Consider the following 19,142-nt stretch of genomic DNA (forward strand, 5'->3'; position numbering starts at 1 on the left):
CGACAGGCTCAGGGTAACACTCGACCGAAGCTGTCAGGCTGAGCCTGTCGAAGCCTCAGTTTAGAGGTTATAAAAACTTACCGCGTTTCCTCCATAAAATGCATCTTTCTCGCTTTGTGAAAACGACGCAAAATACTCATCCACAATATTCTTCATCACATTGTATGACGCGGCGATATTGCACACCGGCCAATCTGAGCCAAACATCAGCCTGTTCATGCCAAAGGTTTCCACCACCACGTCCAGGTAAGGATAGAAATCTTCTTTCTTCCAGTTTTTCCAATCAGCCTCTGTTACCATGCCTGAAATTTTACAGGAAACATGCCCGTGATCTTTAAAAGCGCTGATGTCTTTTTTCCAATCGGCAATTTCCTGCGCTTTTATCAAAGGCTTTGCCAAATGATCTATCACAAAGGGCTGGTCTGCAAACTTCTTTACAAACTCAATTGAATATTTCAGTTGATCGTTGAAGATCAAAATATCGTAGGTGTAACCAAACTTTTTCAATAATGAAATGCCTTTCAGAAAATCTTCGCGCAACATATGGTCACGTTGCGGTTCGCCCTGCAGTATATGCCTGAAACCTTTTAGTTTTTCAAACTGTTTGTAGTGGGCCAATCTTTCTTCTACATTTCCAGATTTCAGATCTATCCAACCCACTACACCCTTGATAAAATCATTGCTGGCAGCATTTTCCAACTGAAACCCGGTCTCGGCTTCAGACTGATCGGCCTGCACAACAACGCATCCATCAAGGCCATTTTCTTTCAGTATCACTTCTAAATGTTGTGGCAAAAAATCGCGTTGTATCACACTCATCTCTTCACTGATCCAGCTATCGCGAACAGGATCAAATTTCCAGAAGTGTTGGTGGGCGTCTATTTTAAGTTTCAAGTTGTTAGTTGTTAGTTGATAGGCTTTAAGGGTAATCTTTAATTTCTTTTGCATCATCTCCGTTGACTGAAGTCAACGGCAATGAATTAGGTTTAGAACGCTGAGTTATCTTTTGTCGGTCTTGAAATTTATATTCCTGAATGCATGCAGCACGCAAAGAATTCTTAATTCATAATTCTTAATTCCTAATTCTTAATTTTCAATTCCTAATTGGTTTCAAATATTTTATCCATAATAATCCACTTCTCTCCTTCCTTCGCCCATGGTAGCGGTTGCTGAAATTTCCACATCAGCTTTTCCCATTCCTGCACTTTTTCGTTGCCGGCATCAGCGGCTCCTTTTGCTTCAAAACTGAATGAGTCGGTTGTCTCCATTATCATGAACAAACGGTTGCCGGTTCTGAATATCTCCATGCTCTCAATACCGCTTCCCTTAATGCTTTCCAATATTTCCGGCCAAACGGCTTTATGATAGGCTTCGTATTCTTTAATCAATGCAGGATCATTTTTCAGATCGAGTGCAAGACAATATTTTTTCATAATCACAGTATCTCTTTAAAACCAGGAATTTAAATTTCGACTCTTTAGTTTTTACTTTTCCATTAGTGTACTGCTGCTAATACCTCTACATTCTTATCTACTTCTTCAACACCAGTTTTATATCCTTTTACCGCAAACCATGCTATAACAGCAAAGCATACCAAAGCTACCAGGTAACCATATTGTATGCTGTTTGTCGCGTCTGCAATTTTTCCCAATACAGGCGGCAACAAAGCTCCACCTACAATAGACATTACTATCAGGCTTGATGCATTTTTTGTATCTGCTCCTAAATTTCTAATTCCTAAGGAGAAAATAGTAGGGAACATGATACTCATAAAAAATGCAATTCCTATTAATGCATATACTACCACCATGCCTGAAGCAAAGACTGCTATAAGTGTAAGCACAATATTAATCAGGGCATACAAACACAATAATTTATTGGGCTTGATGTATTGCATAAGAAATGTACCAACGAATCTGCCCAACATGAATGCCAAACCATATACGGCCAAATAATTGGCTGCCGACTCTCTGCTGATTCCTGCGGCTTTGGTAACGATCACAACAAAAAAGCTACCCACGCAAACCTGGGCGCCTACATAAAAGAATTGCGCAATTACAGCGCCTCTTAATTGTTTGAATGCAAGAGCATGAAACAATCCTTTTGTTTCGCCTTGTTCTTCCTTATCAGTGATGTCCGGCAGTTTAGTAAGGTATATCAAAACAGCCACGACCAGGATAACAATACCCAATATTAAGTATGGCATTTTTACGCTTGCAGCTTCCGAGTGCAGGTACGCAGCTTTACTTATTGCGTCCATTTGCGCCACCTGATCATCTGTTATATCATGCCCTTTCATTAGAAACCATTTACCGGCTATTGGAGCTACCACGGCTGCCAATCCGTTAAATGACTGAGAGAAATTTAGCCTGCGAGCTGCTGTTTCTTCTGAACCAAGTACAGCTACATAAGGATTAGCTGCGGTTTCTAAAAATGTCAACCCACACGCAATAACAAAAAGCGCTCCCAGAAAATAAATGTATTGCATGGTATTAGCTGCGGGTATGAATAAAAATGAGCCGATTGCAAAAAACAACAAACCCAGCAATATGCCTGATTTATAACCGTATTTACGCATCACCATACCTGCAGGCAACGCCATTATAAAATAGGCGATAAATATCGATGAATCCACTAAGGATGATTCAAATACCGACAGGCTAAATACTTTTCGCAAGTGGGGGATCAATATGGGATCAAGGTTGTGCACGAACCCCCATAAAAAAAACAATGAGGTAATTAAGATAATCGCGAGCTTGTTTTTGTTGGTAGGCATAGTAAAAAAGCAATTCGTTATGTTATGAAAACAAAGAAACTATTTTTCCGGCGTTCGGGTTTTCCCCTATTTATCCAACTATTAAGCTATTTTAACATCATTTTGCCTAAATTGCGGTTTTGGGAGATAAATTATGAAATAGAGCGGAACAGATTTTCGCACATGAGAATGCATCTGCTGAGTTCCCTGCCCCACCAAGGCCATTCAGGCGGGCATCTGACTAAAATAATCGCTGCGCCAGCGGCAAACAAAATATATCCGGATGAAAGCGAAACTGCTGAAAGTATTGGTCACGCCCACCCGCTCATTTAATGTGCGAGAAGACATTGTTCCGAATGTGATCAATAAATGGCACTACCATCCTGAAGTGGAAATTATACAGGTGCACAAGGGCACTGGCACTCGTTTCGTGGGTGATGACATTAAACACTTTGCTCCGGGAGACATCGTATTGCTTGGCTCTAACCTGCCACATTATATCCGCTACGATGATCCTTATTTAAGTGTGACGGAAAGCAAAACGCCTTTTGCGACGGTTATACATTTTACTGAGAATTTCTGGGGAGAGCAATTTCTGTCGTTGCCGGAGAACGCACCTATTAAAGTCTTTCTTGAAAAAGCGAGATACGGTGTTGCGGTCGAAAAAAAATATGCCGAACAGATCAGCGCTACTATTAAAAAAATAAGAAGCACCGAAGGCGCAGAACGAATCATCGCATTGCTGGAATGTCTGACGGCATTTTCAAAGATGGAGAAAATCACCACGCTCTCATCTATAGGCTACCGCAACGATTTTCAGCTGCAGGAAAATGAGCGTATGACTGCCATCTACGATTATGCATTCAAAAATTTCAGGCAAAAAATTTCACTTGATGATATCGCTGCAGAAGCCGGACTTGTAACCAATTCATTTTGCCGCTACTTTAAAAGCCGTACCGGCAAAACATTTACAGGATTTCTTATAGAACTGCGGGTTGGTTACGCCTGCAAGCTATTGATAGAAAACAGAAGAACGATAAAGCAAATTTGTTACGATTGCGGCTTTAATAATTTCACCTGCTTTCACAAATATTTTAAGGCTAATACAGGAAAGACACCACAGCAGTATTTGAACGAGTATTTGGAGAAGGAGTGACTGAATAACTGAGTAACTGAATAACTGAACTTGAAAGACAACTTCCTTCAATTATTCAATCATTCAGTCATTCAGTTACTCAGTTATTCAGTTATTCAGTTATTCAGTTATTAAAAAAGCTCACACCCACTGTCCAGCCAAACCACGCGTAAGTATTATCCCACCAATGCATTACACCATACGAAGGCATGGCTTGTTTGTAATCTTTCACGTCCGTGTGTTGATCGGTGTAGTAAACTGAGAACGATGGACCCGCATACAATGTGAGACCTTTTGCAACGGTGAAATTGAAGTTGGCCGAAAGCTTTTGTAGAAGATTGGTGTACTGCCAATCACCGGTGTACATGTACTGCGAGGTAATTTCAGGATTGATGCTAATGTTATTCGCCAGCTTCACTGCACCTCCAAAACCAGCACCAAAAGTATACAGCCTTTTGTTGTCACTTGGGTTGGCGCCACCTAATAAAATGCCATAAAAATTCTTAGTGCCCGAGCGGAAAGCAACGTTCACGCTATTGGTCTCATTGGCATAAACGGAGAATTGATAAAAACCATTCTTGGCAATGTTGATCAACCCAATGCTGCAACCTTCGGAAGTGTCGGCAATATTGATAAGACCGATTTGCACACCCTTCAGTTTTTTTGTGTGATTCACAAGTCCCGCGACCTGGAGCCCTGCCACTTCTTTTGTGCCGTTGAACAAACCCGCTACAGTCATACCTGTCACCTTTCCGTGCACATTGTTAACAAGTCCTCCGATTTGAAATCCTTGTACATTTCCATTCACAATGTTTGTCAATCCCCCAACCTGTGCACCAACAACACTTTTGGCAACATTGTTATACAGGCCGGCAACTTGTATGCCAATAACACTATCACCTACCGTATTAAATAGCCCCGCAATTTGTGCACCCCTTGCTTTCTTACCAACTGTATTAAACAGACCTCCTACCTGTGCTCTTGTCACACTATCACCAACTGTATTAAATAAGCCTGCGACCTGTGCTCCCAGTACGTTTCCACCGACAGTATTAAACAAGCCCGCTATTTGTGTGTACGCAACATTTTTTTGATCGATGTTGAACAACCCGGCAAATTCAAATCCGGTTACGCTGTTATTTTTTCCTCCAAGCACATTGAATGAAACACCTCTTATGTCAAGGACTTGCCTGCCATTCGTTCCAACTCCCGGAGCAAATGATATTTGTGCGGGCACTACCGGGCCAAATGGCCATGCTTTCTTCTGCGTTGTATCTTTGTCCTGCGCGTTTGCCAATGTCAAAATATTCGCACAAACCATTACCGCTATACATTGTTTAACTATTCTCATATTGATTCTTTTAGAGTGAGACAACGAAGTGGTGCTCGACCCCTATGAAGAATTAATAATTAATAATTAATAATTAACAGGTGCTTCACTCATGAATTTCTCGAACATACTTCGAGTGACCCCCTCTTAATTATTAATTATTAATTATTAATTTTTCCTCTTCATGGGGGTAAACCCTTCTCCGCTTGTCATACTGGAAAGAAAAAATTGGCAGAAGCTATTATATTTGAACCAAGTTATCAACGTATAAGAATGGAAATCAGCCATCCGCAAAGTAATGCCTTGCTTACGAGCGACTGGAAAAACAACTTCGAATCGGCTTTTAAAACACATTTTAAAGGCTTGCATGCCTATGCATTTACAGTTGTAAAGGACTCCGCCATCGCCGAAGAAATCGTACAGCAAACATTTTTTAAGATATGGGAAAAAAAGGATCAACTGAATATTGACACTTCTCTCACCGCCTATCTATACAAAACAGTGTATAACCACAGCCTCAATCATTTAAAACATGAAAAAGTGAAACAGGCCTACCAGGCACATACCGTTCACCACATGAAAAACAATACCGACAATGCCGAAAAGAAAGTGCTGCTTACAGAGCTTCAGCAGAAAATCAGTGTGGCACTTAGTGAATTGCCAGAACAATGCCGCACCATTTTCCAGATGAGCCGCTTCGAAGAATTGAAGTACAGTGAAATTGCACAGCGTCTTGGCATTGCTCCCAAAACCGTTGAGAACCAAATGGGCAAAGCGTTGAAACTCCTGAGAGTAAAACTTGTGGACTATCTGCCCATCATTTTAATCATCTTACCCAACCTGTTAATCCAGTAAAGAATGAATACAGATCTACACGATATAAATGATGAACTGCTGGTAAAATTCCTGCTGGGAGAAGCATCTCCCGCAGAAAGCATCAGCATTTCTCAATGGATCGCCTCCTCTGCCGATAATGAAAAATATTTCAATGACTTCAAACTGATCTGGGATAACAGCCTTGAGCTCGCCGCAAAAAGTACCGTTGACGAAAATGCAGCATGGCAAAGGTTTCAGCAAATGGTGGTAGAAAAAGAAGAGGTTGCCAAAGCACCGGTAGTTTCTATTAGCAGGAAAAATAATTGGCTGAGAGTTGCCGCAATCATATTCGTTGTCATAACCGGCGCAATTAGTTATTTCATATGGCAGGCAAATAAACCGGCCGCGCAGGTAAATATTGCCTCTACCAATACGACTCTTAACGATACACTGCCAGACGGATCTTTGGTGACACTGAACAAAAACACAAAGATTTCTTACGCTGATAATTTCAAAGGCAAAACAAGAAACATAAAACTACAGGGGGAAGCTTTCTTTAAAGTAGCAACAGACAGAAACAAACCGTTCATTGTAAATGTAAATGATGTTACCATCACTGTACTGGGAACTTCTTTCAATGTAAAAAATAACAATGGAGAAACCGAAGTGATTGTCGAAAGCGGGCTTGTTCGCGTGGAGCATGGGGGCAAAAAAGTAGATTTAAAACCAAATGAAAAGGCGTTAATCAACAGTAGCGATACGGCTTTACAAAAAGAATCCTCAACAGATAAATTGTACAACTATTATAGCAGCAGGCAATTTGTTTGCGACAACACGCCATTGTGGAAGCTTGTAGAAAAACTAAATGAGGCTTATAATGTGAACTTCACGATTGAGAATCCGTCTTTAAAATCTTTACCACTTACCACCACATTTAATGACGAATCTTTAGATAATGTTTTAAAAATCATTTCACAAACGTTGGATGTTAAAGTGGAAAGAAATGGAAATAACATTATTCTGAAGTAAAAACAATGACGACGAGCGACGAACAAATTTATAGGCAGAAAAAGAATTTGTTCATAGCATAAAACAAAAGAGACCATGCAGAGATTAACCCTGATTATACTTGTACTAACAACTTTTCTATTTCACAAAAACGCAGGTGCACAAAGCATTCTAAACAAAACCATTACCGTAGAAGTAACCCGTCAGCGAGTGGAAGATGTGTTGGAGATCATCAGCAACAAAGGTGATTTTTATTTTTCTTACAATAGCAATATCATTAACAGAGACAGCCTTGTAACCATATCTGCCCAAAACAAAACGATTAAACAAATTCTTGATCTCATCTTTAGATCGGGCTATGAGTTTAAGGAAAGCGGCAATTATATCATTATTCGCCGCGCACCTATCAAGCTCACTTTGGTAACCAACCAGGCTGTGAGTGAGGATAACTTTTTTACCGTAACAGGATATATCATTGACGAGCAAACCGGCGAAAGGGTTAAGGATGCAAGCATTTATGAAAAGCAAAAACTACTTATAGCCACCAGCGATGACAACGGCTATTTTAAACTAAAAATCAAAAACAAGTACAAGAGCATTGCACTTACGGTCAGCAAAGAAAATTACCAGGACACGACCGTGAGCATTCAACCCAACTACAATCAGCAGATACGTATAGCCATTGTGCCAATTGACATTTCCAGCCGATCGATTATCATAACGCCGCAAAGCTTGTACGCGCCAGACTCCATTTATGTTGCCGTTCAACAACCAGATAGTAGTATCTGGCTGTACACGTATAAGAAGCTTGACTCATCATTGGTAGAAACTACCAGGCTGGGTCGCTTGTTGCTTTCATCACGATTGAAAATACAATCCGTTAACCTGAACAAATTCTTTACCGTACGTCCAGTACAGGTTTCGGTGCTTCCCAAAGTAAGCACGAACGGGAAGCTGAACTCGCAGGTGGTTAACAATTTCTCAGTCAACATTCTCGGCGGTTATTCCGGCGGTGTAAACGGGTTTGAAATGGGTGGTTTATTCAACATTGACAAAAAAGATGTGAAGTATTTTCAGGTCGGCGGCTTGTTCAACAGTGTTGGTCAAAGTGTAACCGGCGTTCAGCTTGGCGGCATTAACAACACTGTTATGGACAGCGTTGTAGGTATGCAGGTTGGTGGTATTACCAACTATGTTAAGAATAGTTTTCACGGTGTTCAGTTGGGCGGCATCTACAATCATATCGGCAAAAGTGCAACAGGCCTGCAGGTTGGCGGCATTGCAAACTATTTGAGAAATGACTTGCAGGGCATGCAACTCGGAGGCATATACAATCATGTAAACTCCGGAACACAAGGTGCGCAAATTGCAGGCATAACCAACTACTCAAACCGTTACATGAACGGCTTTCAACTTGCAGGCATTGCCAATGTTACAAATGATTTGCAAGGTGTTCAAATAGCAGGAATTGTTAACTACGCAAAAAAAATGAAAGGCCTTCAAATCGGATTGATCAACATTGCTGATACTTCTGAAGGTGTGAGCCTTGGATTGATCAACATCATTTTCAAAGGCTATCACAAACTTGCGTTTTACAATAATGAAGTAACTGGTGTCAACATTGCGTTCAAATCAGGCACAAAATATTTGTACTCAATTCTAACGGCCGGCGCAAAGCTGGACAACAACCAAAAGGCCTACAGTGCAGGATACGGGCTCGGTACAGACATCTCCTTTACTCCACGATTTGGCATCAACCCCGAGCTTACAGGCAGTTTAATTTATTTAGGAGATTTTGATAACGCCAATATTCTTTCTCGTTTCAATCTAAATGTTCATTACAACATCACCAGGCACGTGTCTATTTTCGGCGGCCCGGCGTATAGTTTGTACTATTCCCAACAAATAACAAAGAATCCCGGCTATGCAACTGTCATTCCCTCAGAAGGTTATAATGTGCACACCTTTGACAATCATCTTACTGGATGGATTGGGTGGAATGTGGGCGTGGCGTTGTTTTAAGGGAAGAGAGCACGCTGATGACGCTGATTGAACTGATCTACGCAGATTATTTTATTGGGTATTCAGTAATATATTTCACCATTCCTGAAATTCAGTTTCAACACTACATGCTACACTAAAAGAATTCTTAATTCTTAATTCCTAATTTCTTTTCTCTCGTAGGGGTAAAACATTCTTCGGTTGTCACACTTCCATAAACCTTACAAAGTATGACAGCAAAGACTTTAAGGCACTTGTTTTTAACAACAGCTTTACTATTGACCCTTTCTTATGTGACCAACGCACAACTTACTCAAACGATTCGCGGAACGGTTACAGATCAATTGTTACAAAAATCATTAGATGGTGTAACAGTTATTATTACAGATCTTAACAGAACAACAACGACTGCCGCAGATGGAAGCTTCAAGTTTACGAACGTACCTGTAGGCCTGCACCACCTGCATGTAACGCATATTGGCTATAAAGACGGAACCATTGAAAACATCACGCTAAACTCCGGCAAAGAATACGTCGTATCAATTTCTCTTGATGTAGATCCCAAAGCGCAGGAAGAAGTTATCGTGAAAGCAAAGAGCAAAAGAAACAGGCCGCTTAACGAAATGAGCCTTGTTAGCGCAAGAGCGTTCACCGTTGAAGAAACACAAAAATATGCCGCAGCAGTAAATGATCCTTTGCGCATGGCAACAAGCTTCCCAGGTGTTATTGGAGCAGATGACGGTCGCAACGACATTGTGATCCGCGGCAACTCCCCTACTGGATTATTGTGGAGAATGGAAGGCATGGACATTCCAAATCCCAATCACTTCAGCAACCCGGCAAGCAGTGGTGGCGGCATTAGTATATTGAGCGCACAACTGCTTTCAAATTCGGATTTCATAACCGGTGCATTTGCTGCAGACTACGGTAACGCATTAAGCGGCGTGTTTGACATACATTTAAGACAAGGCAACAATGAAAAAAGAGAGTACACTGCTCAGGCTGGTGTGCTCGGCTTGAACCTTGCTGCAGAAGGACCTTTCTCAAAAAATTACAAAGGCTCCTATCTGGTAAACTATCGCTATTCTACTTTAAGTATACTGGATAAAGTTGGTGTAAATGTTGGCGATGGTACTACAAACTTTCAGGATCTTTCTTACAATATTTTCCTGCCTACAAAGAAAGCAGGAGACTTTACCATCTTTGGTTTTGGAGGACTAAGCAACCAGGGTTACGATGGAGAAAAGGATTCATCAAAATGGGAAGATGACTACGACAGAGTGAGATCAACATTCACATCAAACACCGGGTTCACCGGCATTAAACACAACATTGCGCTATCCCGCAGCACGCGCCTTACTTCCGGCGTAGGGTATTCTATCGTCGGGGCAAAATACAATGAGAACTACGCGGAAAAACCGGACAGCGTTGTGAACACATACAATGACAACTACACCACAAAGAAACTTTCTGTTACTACCACACTTAACCACAAGATAAATTATCAGCAAACCCTTCGTGCAGGCATTATTGCCAACTTTTACAACTTTGATTACTATCAACGTTCAAGAGAAAATCCAACGAAGCCTGTCACTGAAAAAATAAACACCGCCGACAAAACCCAGACCATTCAAGGCTTTGCAGAATGGCAATACAAACCATTGAACAATGTAACAATTGATGCGGGGCTGCACTACTTGCAACTATTGTACAACGACTCAAAATCCATCGAACCACGTGCAGCCATCAAATGGGATGTAACGAAAACCAACACAATTGGATTTGCCTATGGCCGCCACAGTCAAATGCAGGCACTGGGTGTCTATTTTGCCGAAACTACGGACAACACGGGCAAAGTATATCATCCCAATAAAGAGCTGGGCTTCACCAAAGCAAATCACTATGTGTTCTCGTACAGTCATCTGTTCTCAAGGAATCTTCGTTTCAAAACAGAGTTTTATTACCAGCAATTATTAGACGTTCCTGTTAGCACAAGCGACACAAATACCTTGTCAACACTGAACTTAATGGGCGACTACACCACGGACCCAATGGTAAACAATGGCAAGGGTAAAAACTATGGCGTTGAGATTTCCCTGGAAAAATACATGAGCAACTACTTTTATTTTCTTGCGAGTGGTTCTTTGTTTCAATCGAAATACACCGCATCAGATGGCATTGAAAGAAACACGCGTTTCAATAGCAACTACGCAGCAAACTTTACAGGTGGCAAAGATTTTGTGTCCGGCAATGGCCGAAGAACGTTTGGTGTAAACATAAAAGTGATCTACACAGGAGGATTCAGAGACACGCCGATAGATGTAGAAAAATCGCAAGCTTACGGCTATACTTATTACATCGACAAGGAAGCCTACAGCCTCCAAAACCCGGCATACTTTAGAACCGATCTACGTTTGAGCATGAAGTGGAACAGAACAAGACATACCAACACTTTATCCCTAGATCTACAAAACCTTACCAACAGACAAAACTTTTACGGCCAATATTTTGACCCAACAAAGGGCACCGTTCAAACTGCCTATCAAACAGGACTGATACCAGTGTTGAATTATAAAGTGGAATGGTGATGCCCGGAGCGCAGGAATTAGGAATTAAGAATTAGGAATTAAGAATTCTTTCTGTGTGTTATTTGGAATTAATAGCAGGCAGCGTTTCTGCTTGTCAAATTTCAAATCAAAAATTTCAAATCCATCAAATCATGACAATCATGAAAATCAGCGTTCCCATCACAACTCATTACTCAAAACTCACAACTCATAACATAACCCTTAAAACATCCAATAACTAAAACGCAATTTTAAACTTTTTAAAAACCCAAATGATGAAACAGATTAGTGTGATTATCGCCTCTATTGCAATTCTTTTTTCAATGAATGCCTGCAAGAAAGTTGTTGGTGAAGGACCTGTGGTAACGCAGGAAAGAACGACCTCTGCATTTACTGCATTGCATTCCAAAATATCAAGCGATGTTTTCTTTAGCAATGGAAATGAATACAAGATAAGGATCGAAGCCCAGCAAAATATCATTGACGTAATGGAGACAATCATTAGCGGAAGCGAATTGCAAATAAGATTCCGAAATGATGTAAATATAAAATCCCACGAAGCCATCAGAGTGTATGTTACTGCTCCGGAAGTAAAAAGCTTTACGCAAAGTGGCTCAGGTACGGTGAATGTGCAAAATGATTTGACAGTTGATAACCTGAACTTACAGATAAGTGGTTCAGGAAACATCAAAATAAGCAAGGTGGAGGGTGATCAAATCTCATCACACATTAGCGGTTCAGGCAATATCCAGGTTGCGCAAGGCACAGCAAATAAAGTGAATGCAGACATCAGCGGCAGCGGTAATATTGACCTGATAAATGTGTTGAGCAAAAATGCATCCACCACCACGAGCGGCTCAGGTGGCATCAAAGTATATGTAACAGATAATCTTGATAGCAGGATCTCTGGCAGCGGCACCGTTTGGTATCGCGGCAATCCTCGCGTCAGTGCAAATATTTCAGGATCAGGGAGAGTTACTCCTTATTAATCAAGTCAAGTCAGCAGCGAAGTGCAATTCTGCTTCGCTGCATTTTAAACATTCGCATTTATTTAACCTTACAAAACTTTTAACAATGACCATTCATCCACAATTCACGTACAACGAAACCGGCGAAGCAACAGGCGTGTTCCTTAACATGCAGGACTGGCAGGCACTTTTGCTCGAAAGCAACAAGGAACTAAAGCCACAAGCCAGGGGCTTTGTTTTGCAAAAGAGCAAACCCGCTCAAATCGTTTGCTGGGGCGAATATCCGATCAACTCAGAAGGTGAGCTGGTGCGATCATTTATGTGAATGCGTAACGCTAAATGCTAAATGCTTAATGCTTAATGCTTAACGCTTTGTGTGCTGCACTTTCAGCGTTGGGCGTTCTGCGTTAAGCTTTCTGCCTATCTCCTTATATATAATTACATTTAATACAGCTACTTATATGCCCTTTCTTTCTTGCTTTTTTTAGTGTACCTTTGCGCAAATTTTTATTTTATATTATGATGACATTTGAAGAGTTGGGTATTGACGAGCGATTGGTAAAAGCTACATCAGCATTAGGATTTGTGAATCCCACGCAAATACAGGAAAAAGCGATCCCTGTTTTGCTTAGCGGCACTAAAGACTTTATAGGTCTTGCGCAAACTGGTACAGGTAAAACTGCCGCATTTGGTATTCCATTATTGCAAGTTATTAATGCTGCAGAGAAACACCCCCAGGCGCTAGTGGTATGCCCCACAAGAGAACTGTGCATGCAAATTGTGAACGAAATTGAATTGTTCAAAAAATTCATGACAGGCGTGCAGGTAGTAGCCGTATACGGCGGAACATCTATCAGCACACAAATTCGCGACCTAAGACGCGGCGTACAAATAGTTGTAGCCACACCGGGTCGCCTTATCGATCTTATCGAAAGAAAAGCCATTCAGCTTGACAAAATTGAGTATGTGGTTCTTGATGAAGCAGATGAAATGCTGAACATGGGTTTTCAGGATGATATCGAGTTTATTTTACAAAACACTCCAAACCGTAACAGCACATGGCTTTTCAGCGCTACCATGCCACCGGAAATCCGCCGCGTGAGCAAACGCTACATGAAAGAGCCTGTTGAAGTTACTGTGGGTAAAGTAAACACCGGCAATAAAAACATCGATCACCAATACTATATTGCGGCGGCACCTAACCGTTACGAAACATTAAAAAGGATCATCGACTTCAACCCGGGCATCTACGGTATCATTTTCACGCGTACCAAAATGGATGCGCAGGAAATTGCTGAGCGCCTTACCCGCGAAGGTTACGACATCGATGCTTTACACGGCGACCTTACACAGGTTCAGCGTGACAAGGTGATGAAAGCTTTCCGCGAAAAAACGTTACAGCTGTTGATCGCTACAGACGTTGCGGCTCGTGGTATCGACGTTCAGGGTATCACCCACGTTATCAACTACGAATTACCTGATGACGTTGAGGTATACACGCACAGAAGTGGCCGTACAGGTCGTGCGGGTAACACCGGTATTTGTATTTCCATCATCCACAATCGCGAAGGTTTTAAACTTCGCCAGATCGAAAATATCGTTCAGGCTAAATTTAACCGTCTTGATATTCCTTCCGGTAAAGATGTTTGCCGCAAACAGTTCTTCTCTTTTATGGAGAAACTATTGCAAGCAGATATCAGCCACGGCGACTACGAAACGTATGTACCAATGCTGGAAGAAAAATTTGCTGATGTTTCTAAAGAAGATGTATTGAAACGTGTTGCTGCGATGGAGTTTGACCGTTTCCTTAAATATTACGAAAACGCTGAGGATCTTAACATCCGTGAAGAGAAAAGAGTTCGCAGAGATGGGCGTGAGCAAGGTGGACGTGAGTTTGGCGGACGCGATCAGGGTAATAGAAGACGCGATACAGCTGGACGTGAGTTTGGCGGTAACGGCGGCGGTGGCAACTATCAACGCTTGTTTGTGAACCTTGGCACCAAAGATGGTTTTTACAAAGCAAGTTTCCTTCAGTTCATCCTCGACATGAGCGACCTTAAGAAAGAAGTACTGGGCCGCATCGACATGAAAGAAATGAACAGCTGGATCGAAATCGATAAGAACTCTGCCGGTAAAATGATCAAATCAATCGACGGCAAAACTTTCAAAGGCAGACGCATCCGCATGAATGATGCGAATAGTCGCTAATTTGAGAATTTGAAAATGTGAAAATTTGAAAATGAGGGGTGCAGGATTCTTCAATTCTTTTTATCACTTTGAAGGTTGAAAATATAACCAGGTACTAAGCGTTAGTACTACTATAAAGCTGAAGTTGCGTCGCACACTTCAGCTTTTTTAATTTGAAAATTTGAAGATTTGAGAATTTGAAAATGCAAGGTGCTACTTCAGAATTGTAACAAAATCTCAGAAATTCGAGATTAAATGTTTTGTCCTGAAAGTTGCGTCAAAAGCATTTTCAAATTCTCAAATCTTCAAATTTTCAAATTAAATTAAGTGTGACAACACTATCCCCGTCGCAACCGCCGCATTCAAGGACTCTGCCTCGCCAATTCTTTTGATGGTGATCTTGCGTGTAGCCAGTTGTTGAATCGTCTCGCTAATGCCTTTTGATTCGTTGCCGGTAACGATAATGCCGCTTTCTATTTTTCCTATTTTTTCAACGGGTTCACCGTTTAACAGGGTGGCATATACGCCAAGCGAAGAGTGTTCCTTGATGAATTGCGGTAAATCTGCATACAAAACCTCCACCCTTGCAATGCTGGCCATGGTTGACTGCACCACTTTGGGATTGAAAACATCTGCCGATTCTTTATTGCAAACGACTTGCTGAATGCCGAACCAGTCGGCAATTCTCACCAAAGTCCCCAGGTTGCCCGGGTCCTGGATGCCATCAAGAGCAAGTATAATTTTATGATCTTTCGTAACAAATGCAGGTTTCCGGAAAACACAAAGCACTTTATTGGGAGTCGTAAGAAAAGAAATACGCTCAAGTTCAGATTCGCTGACAACATTTACCTGCTCCTGTTTCAACCCGGAAAGCACGCTAGCGTTGGACTCCAGCCAATCTTGCACCGCAAATATCTCTATCGGCGGTACATTTTTACAAAGTAAAAGTTCGTGAACAATTTTGGGGCCTTCCGCTACAAATACGTTTTCTTCATCTCTTAATTTTTTCTGGCTTAAACTTTGAATATATTTGGCCTTCGATTTTACCAACATTTATTATTAGCGTTTACTTTCTTTATGATATTTAAGCGGCAAGTTACTTCATCCACCTTCATTTACAGCACTTGCCTGGCATTGGTACTTGTTTTCTTTTTGGGATCGTGCCTTACGGTAAAGAACTTTCCGCCAAACAAACCCTTCGTCTTCAAATCAAATATAAAAATTGAAAGTAAGCAGTCCATTAACCAAAAGGATGAATTAAAGGAAAAACTGCTGAACCAGCTCGACGACAGCATTAAGAACCGACTTGTTACCAAAATGCTTGTTCGGAAAAAGCTCGACAAGCCGCCTGCTTTTGACACTTCATATGCCGTTCGCAGCGCCGCTTTCATGAGGGCACTCCTGAAGAGCCAGGGCTACATGAGCGGAAGTGTAAGATGGGATACTACCCTTGTCGTTAAAAGGAAAAAGAAGAAGCAACAACTGCGGGTTATAACAACGTTTACAGTTAGTCCAGGCGTGCTTACCACAATTGATTCAATCAGTTATAGTTTCAGAGATACGACTTTGCAGGGCCTTACAATGCGCAACATGCGACGCTCAGACCTGAAAAAAGGTGATGCTTATAAAAAAGAAGCAATTGCCGGCGAGCTGGACAGGCTGATCGATGTGTTTAAAAATAACGGCTACTACAAAATCAGTCGCGAAGACATTTACGCAGAAGTTGACACAGTGGAGGCATTGCTTATCAACCCAAACATCGATTTGTTCGAGAGAGCGCGTCTTTTATCTGAGCTCCAGAAAAAAAGGGAAAAACCTACAGTAGACATCGTTTTCAAACAAAGGGCAAAAGAAAACCCTTCACATTTAAAGAGGTATTATCTTGACAAAATTTCCATTTACCCGGACCTCAGCATCAGGGAAGACAGTGTGGAAACGCCATACAAGAAGGATACGGTTCGGGGCATAACCGTTCTTTCAAGATACAATCTCTTCAAACCAAAATTCGTAGTAGACAACAACTATCTGAAACCCGGCGCACTGTACAGTCAGCGCAACTATATACGAACCATCAACAGCTATAACCAGCTGGGCGCATGGCAGCAAACAGCCATCGATATTTTCTCTAATGATTCACTTGGCAAACTAAATATGGATGTGCGCCTCTATCCTGCTGTGAGGCGCAACCTGAACATCGGTTTGGAAGCCAGCCGTAACGAAAGTGATGTGGTTGCCACTAACTTGTTTGGTCTCGGTGTTACATTTGGCGTTACTGACAAAAACATTGCTAAACAATCTGTACAAAGTAGCCTTAACACACGTTTTGGTGTTGAACTGGGCCAACAATTGCTGCAAACCATTCAGACTTCGGTTAACTATACGCTACACTTTCCTAAATTCATCTTGCCATTCAAAGACAGTAGCCGTGTAAAGGGAAAAATCAGTACCGAGGGAACCAACCTTAGCATCAACGCATCAAACACCCTGAGAAAGGATTTTTATACCATTCAAAATGCCAACATTTCCTGGTCGTACGATTGGACAAAGGGTCGTGAAATCACCAGGAGAAACAAAATATACTTATTTAACTACAGCCCAATAAACCTTGAATATCAGCACGTTATTCCAACAGACAGCTTACGTGGTTTGATAAAAGAGGCCCCCAATCTCTACTATACTTTTCAGGATGGTTTTATTATCAGCCAGAACTTCAGGTTCCAGGTCATCACCACAAAAGGAAAACATACAACATCGGTAAAGACTGGATTGGAGCAGAGCGGTGGGGTTCTTGGTCTGATAAAAACACTCGATGTAGACGCTAAACTCTTTCGTTTTGTAAAAACTTTTATCGATTACAGCCACAATATTACCTACAAGAAGACGGCCCTTGCATTTCATGCTTATGGTGGCTATGGATTTTCCTATGGCAAAACCAAAGACAGCTTGGGCAACATTATACCCGAACAGGCATTGCCGGTAACCCGTGGATTCACGGCAGGCGGCCCTAACAGTATGCGTGCGTGGCGTGCCAGACAATTGGGGCCCGGTTCCTCAAGATTTTACAACGATCTTAGCCAAAATCTCGACCGCTTCGGAGACATTCAACTGGAAGGAAACGTAGAATACCGCTATAATCTGTTTAGTATTGGAAGCCTGAAAGTGAAGAGTGCGATTTTCGCCGACATGGGGAATATATGGCTGCGCAACAACCAGGGGCAGGAAGGATTAAACAATGGCGTTTTCAAATTTAACCGCCTGTATAAAGACCTCGCAGTGGGCGCCGGCACCAGCTTGCGTTTCGACTTTGATTATTTCCTCATTCGCCTTGACTGGGCTTACACCTTTAAAAATCCTTACTACGCCGACTATCACTACGGCTGGTTCCAGCAAATCAAATTCTTCGACGGACAGTTTCAGTTGGGGATCAATTACCCGTTTTAAATGTGAGAATTTGAAAATTTGAAGATTTGAAAATGGAGGGTGCAGCCGCAAAACAGCTGCTTTATCTTCTCGCAATTCAGAGATTAAACGCTCCCAGTGGGGAGTCGCACAAAAAGCATTTTCAAATTTCCAAATCCTCAAATTTTCAAATTTCGAGCTTTGCTTCAAAGCTTGAAATACTCTCCGCCTGATCAAGCGTAAACTCTCCTATTCGAGTCCGGCAAAGCTTGCTTAGGTAGCCGCCGCAGCCGAGGGCTGCACCGAAATCGTTGGCAAGGCTGCGTATATAGGTGCCTGTGGAACAAACCACTCTGAAATCTATTTTGGGAAGATCAATAGATGTGATCTCAAATTCTTTGATGGTGATGGGGCGGGCATCAAGCTTTACTTCTTTTCCTTTCCTGGCTAACTCGTACACTCTTTTGCCATCTACTTTAATAGCGGAATGTATGGGCGGCACCTGCATAATTTCCCCGGTAAACTGCTTAGTCGCCTCGCGGATCTGCTCCGGGGTAATGTGAGCATACTCTTTCAGATCGATTGGTTCGCTTTCGAGGTCGTACGTCGGCGTAACAGCGCCGATGGTGATGGTGCCGGTGTATTCTTTCTCCCGCGCCATGTATTCGTTGATTTTCTTGGTAAACCTTCCCGTGCACACGATCAACAAGCCGGTAGCCAGCGGATCGAGCGTTCCGGCATGTCCCACTTTTTTAATCTTGATCAGATTGCGAATTTTCCTGATCACGTCAAAAGAAGTCCATTCCATCGGTTTATCAATCAAAATCACCTGCCCCTCGTCGTACTTGTTTTTATAAATGCGTTCCAAGTGCTATTTTTTGCGAAAATACAGAGTGATCAGGAATTAGGAGTTAGAAATTAGAAATTAGGAGCCCTTCGCGTGCAACAGGAGGAAGAATCGCTGACTTGAATCTGC

At 41.9% G+C, this 19,142-nt stretch carries 16 protein-coding genes; 10 read left to right on the top strand and 6 right to left on the bottom strand.

Translation table 11 applies throughout. From position 1 onward, the window contains the following. Window positions 1–60: 60 nt before the first annotated feature. The 3 genes from KTO63_RS20050 to fucP all read right to left on the bottom strand — a co-directional run bounded on the left by KTO63_RS20050 (window position 61) and on the right by fucP (window position 2,776). Window positions 61–894, bottom strand: coding sequence for an amidohydrolase family protein (locus KTO63_RS20050; RefSeq protein ID WP_232373259.1), 834 nt, complete (start codon window positions 892–894; stop codon window positions 61–63). A 206-nt stretch (window positions 895–1,100) separates the two neighbouring features. Beyond that, window positions 1,101–1,433 carry an L-rhamnose mutarotase gene (locus KTO63_RS20055; RefSeq protein ID WP_217793671.1) on the bottom strand — a complete coding sequence of 111 codons (333 nt, stop codon included), beginning with the start codon at window positions 1,431–1,433 and terminating at the stop codon, window positions 1,101–1,103. Window positions 1,434–1,495: 62 nt separating this feature from the next. Then, window positions 1,496–2,776 carry an L-fucose:H+ symporter permease gene (gene fucP, locus KTO63_RS20060; protein WP_217793674.1) on the bottom strand — a complete coding sequence of 427 codons (1,281 nt, stop codon included), beginning with the start codon at window positions 2,774–2,776 and terminating at the stop codon, window positions 1,496–1,498. Between the two features lie 24 nt (window positions 2,777–2,800). Between fucP and KTO63_RS20065 the strand changes: the two genes are divergently transcribed. Beyond that, on the top strand, window positions 2,801–3,088 hold the full coding sequence (locus KTO63_RS20065) for a hypothetical protein (RefSeq protein WP_217793676.1): 288 nt from the start codon (window positions 2,801–2,803) through the stop codon (window positions 3,086–3,088). After that, window positions 3,039–3,911 carry an AraC family transcriptional regulator gene (locus KTO63_RS20070; protein WP_217793677.1) on the top strand — a complete coding sequence of 291 codons (873 nt, stop codon included), beginning with the start codon at window positions 3,039–3,041 and terminating at the stop codon, window positions 3,909–3,911. Before KTO63_RS20065 ends, KTO63_RS20070 begins: the two co-directional genes overlap by 50 nt. 103 nt (window positions 3,912–4,014) lie before the next feature. Here KTO63_RS20070 and KTO63_RS20075 read toward each other — a convergent pair whose 3' ends face one another. Continuing rightward, window positions 4,015–5,241, bottom strand: coding sequence for an LA_2272 family surface repeat-containing protein (locus KTO63_RS20075; protein ID WP_217793679.1), 1,227 nt, complete (start codon window positions 5,239–5,241; stop codon window positions 4,015–4,017). A gap of 252 nt (window positions 5,242–5,493) precedes the next feature. Between KTO63_RS20075 and KTO63_RS20080 the strand changes: the two genes are divergently transcribed. The 7 genes from KTO63_RS20080 (at window position 5,494) to KTO63_RS20110 (ending at window position 14,788) form a co-directional block, all read left to right on the top strand. After that, entirely contained in the window at window positions 5,494–6,075 is a 582-nt protein-coding gene (locus KTO63_RS20080) for an RNA polymerase sigma-70 factor (protein ID WP_217793681.1), read from the top strand. Between the two features lie 3 nt (window positions 6,076–6,078). After that, window positions 6,079–7,065, top strand: a complete 987-nt coding sequence (locus KTO63_RS20085) for a FecR family protein (RefSeq protein ID WP_217793684.1) — start codon at window positions 6,079–6,081, stop codon at window positions 7,063–7,065. A 75-nt stretch (window positions 7,066–7,140) separates the two neighbouring features. Beyond that, window positions 7,141–9,066 (top strand): STN and carboxypeptidase regulatory-like domain-containing protein, encoded by a 1,926-nt coding sequence (locus KTO63_RS20090; RefSeq protein WP_217793687.1) that lies wholly within the window; start codon window positions 7,141–7,143, stop codon window positions 9,064–9,066. Window positions 9,067–9,275: 209 nt separating this feature from the next. Continuing rightward, complete coding sequence (locus KTO63_RS20095) at window positions 9,276–11,633, top strand: TonB-dependent receptor (protein WP_217793689.1); 2,358 nt, start codon at window positions 9,276–9,278, stop codon at window positions 11,631–11,633. Between the two features lie 251 nt (window positions 11,634–11,884). Further along, window positions 11,885–12,601, top strand: coding sequence for a head GIN domain-containing protein (locus tag KTO63_RS20100; RefSeq protein ID WP_217793692.1), 717 nt, complete (start codon window positions 11,885–11,887; stop codon window positions 12,599–12,601). An 85-nt stretch (window positions 12,602–12,686) separates the two neighbouring features. Next, window positions 12,687–12,905 (top strand): hypothetical protein, encoded by a 219-nt coding sequence (locus tag KTO63_RS20105; protein ID WP_217793695.1) that lies wholly within the window; start codon window positions 12,687–12,689, stop codon window positions 12,903–12,905. Between the two features lie 194 nt (window positions 12,906–13,099). Further along, entirely contained in the window at window positions 13,100–14,788 is a 1,689-nt protein-coding gene (locus KTO63_RS20110) for a DEAD/DEAH box helicase (protein ID WP_217793698.1), read from the top strand. Window positions 14,789–15,085: 297 nt separating this feature from the next. Here KTO63_RS20110 and KTO63_RS20115 read toward each other — a convergent pair whose 3' ends face one another. Next, window positions 15,086–15,820 carry an RNA methyltransferase gene (locus KTO63_RS20115; RefSeq protein WP_217793700.1) on the bottom strand — a complete coding sequence of 245 codons (735 nt, stop codon included), beginning with the start codon at window positions 15,818–15,820 and terminating at the stop codon, window positions 15,086–15,088. A gap of 24 nt (window positions 15,821–15,844) precedes the next feature. On the opposite strand from KTO63_RS20115, the gene KTO63_RS20120 reads away from it, so the two are divergent. Then, complete coding sequence (locus KTO63_RS20120) at window positions 15,845–18,208, top strand: BamA/TamA family outer membrane protein (protein ID WP_217793702.1); 2,364 nt, start codon at window positions 15,845–15,847, stop codon at window positions 18,206–18,208. 145 nt (window positions 18,209–18,353) lie between these two features. Here KTO63_RS20120 and truB read toward each other — a convergent pair whose 3' ends face one another. Further along, on the bottom strand, window positions 18,354–19,034 hold the full coding sequence (gene truB / locus KTO63_RS20125; protein ID WP_217793705.1) for a tRNA pseudouridine(55) synthase TruB: 681 nt from the start codon (window positions 19,032–19,034) through the stop codon (window positions 18,354–18,356). Window positions 19,035–19,142 lie beyond the last annotated feature (108 nt).

The sequence above is a fragment of the Pinibacter aurantiacus genome, from assembly GCF_019130065.1.
Lineage (GTDB): Bacteria > Bacteroidota > Bacteroidia > Chitinophagales > Chitinophagaceae > Pinibacter > Pinibacter aurantiacus.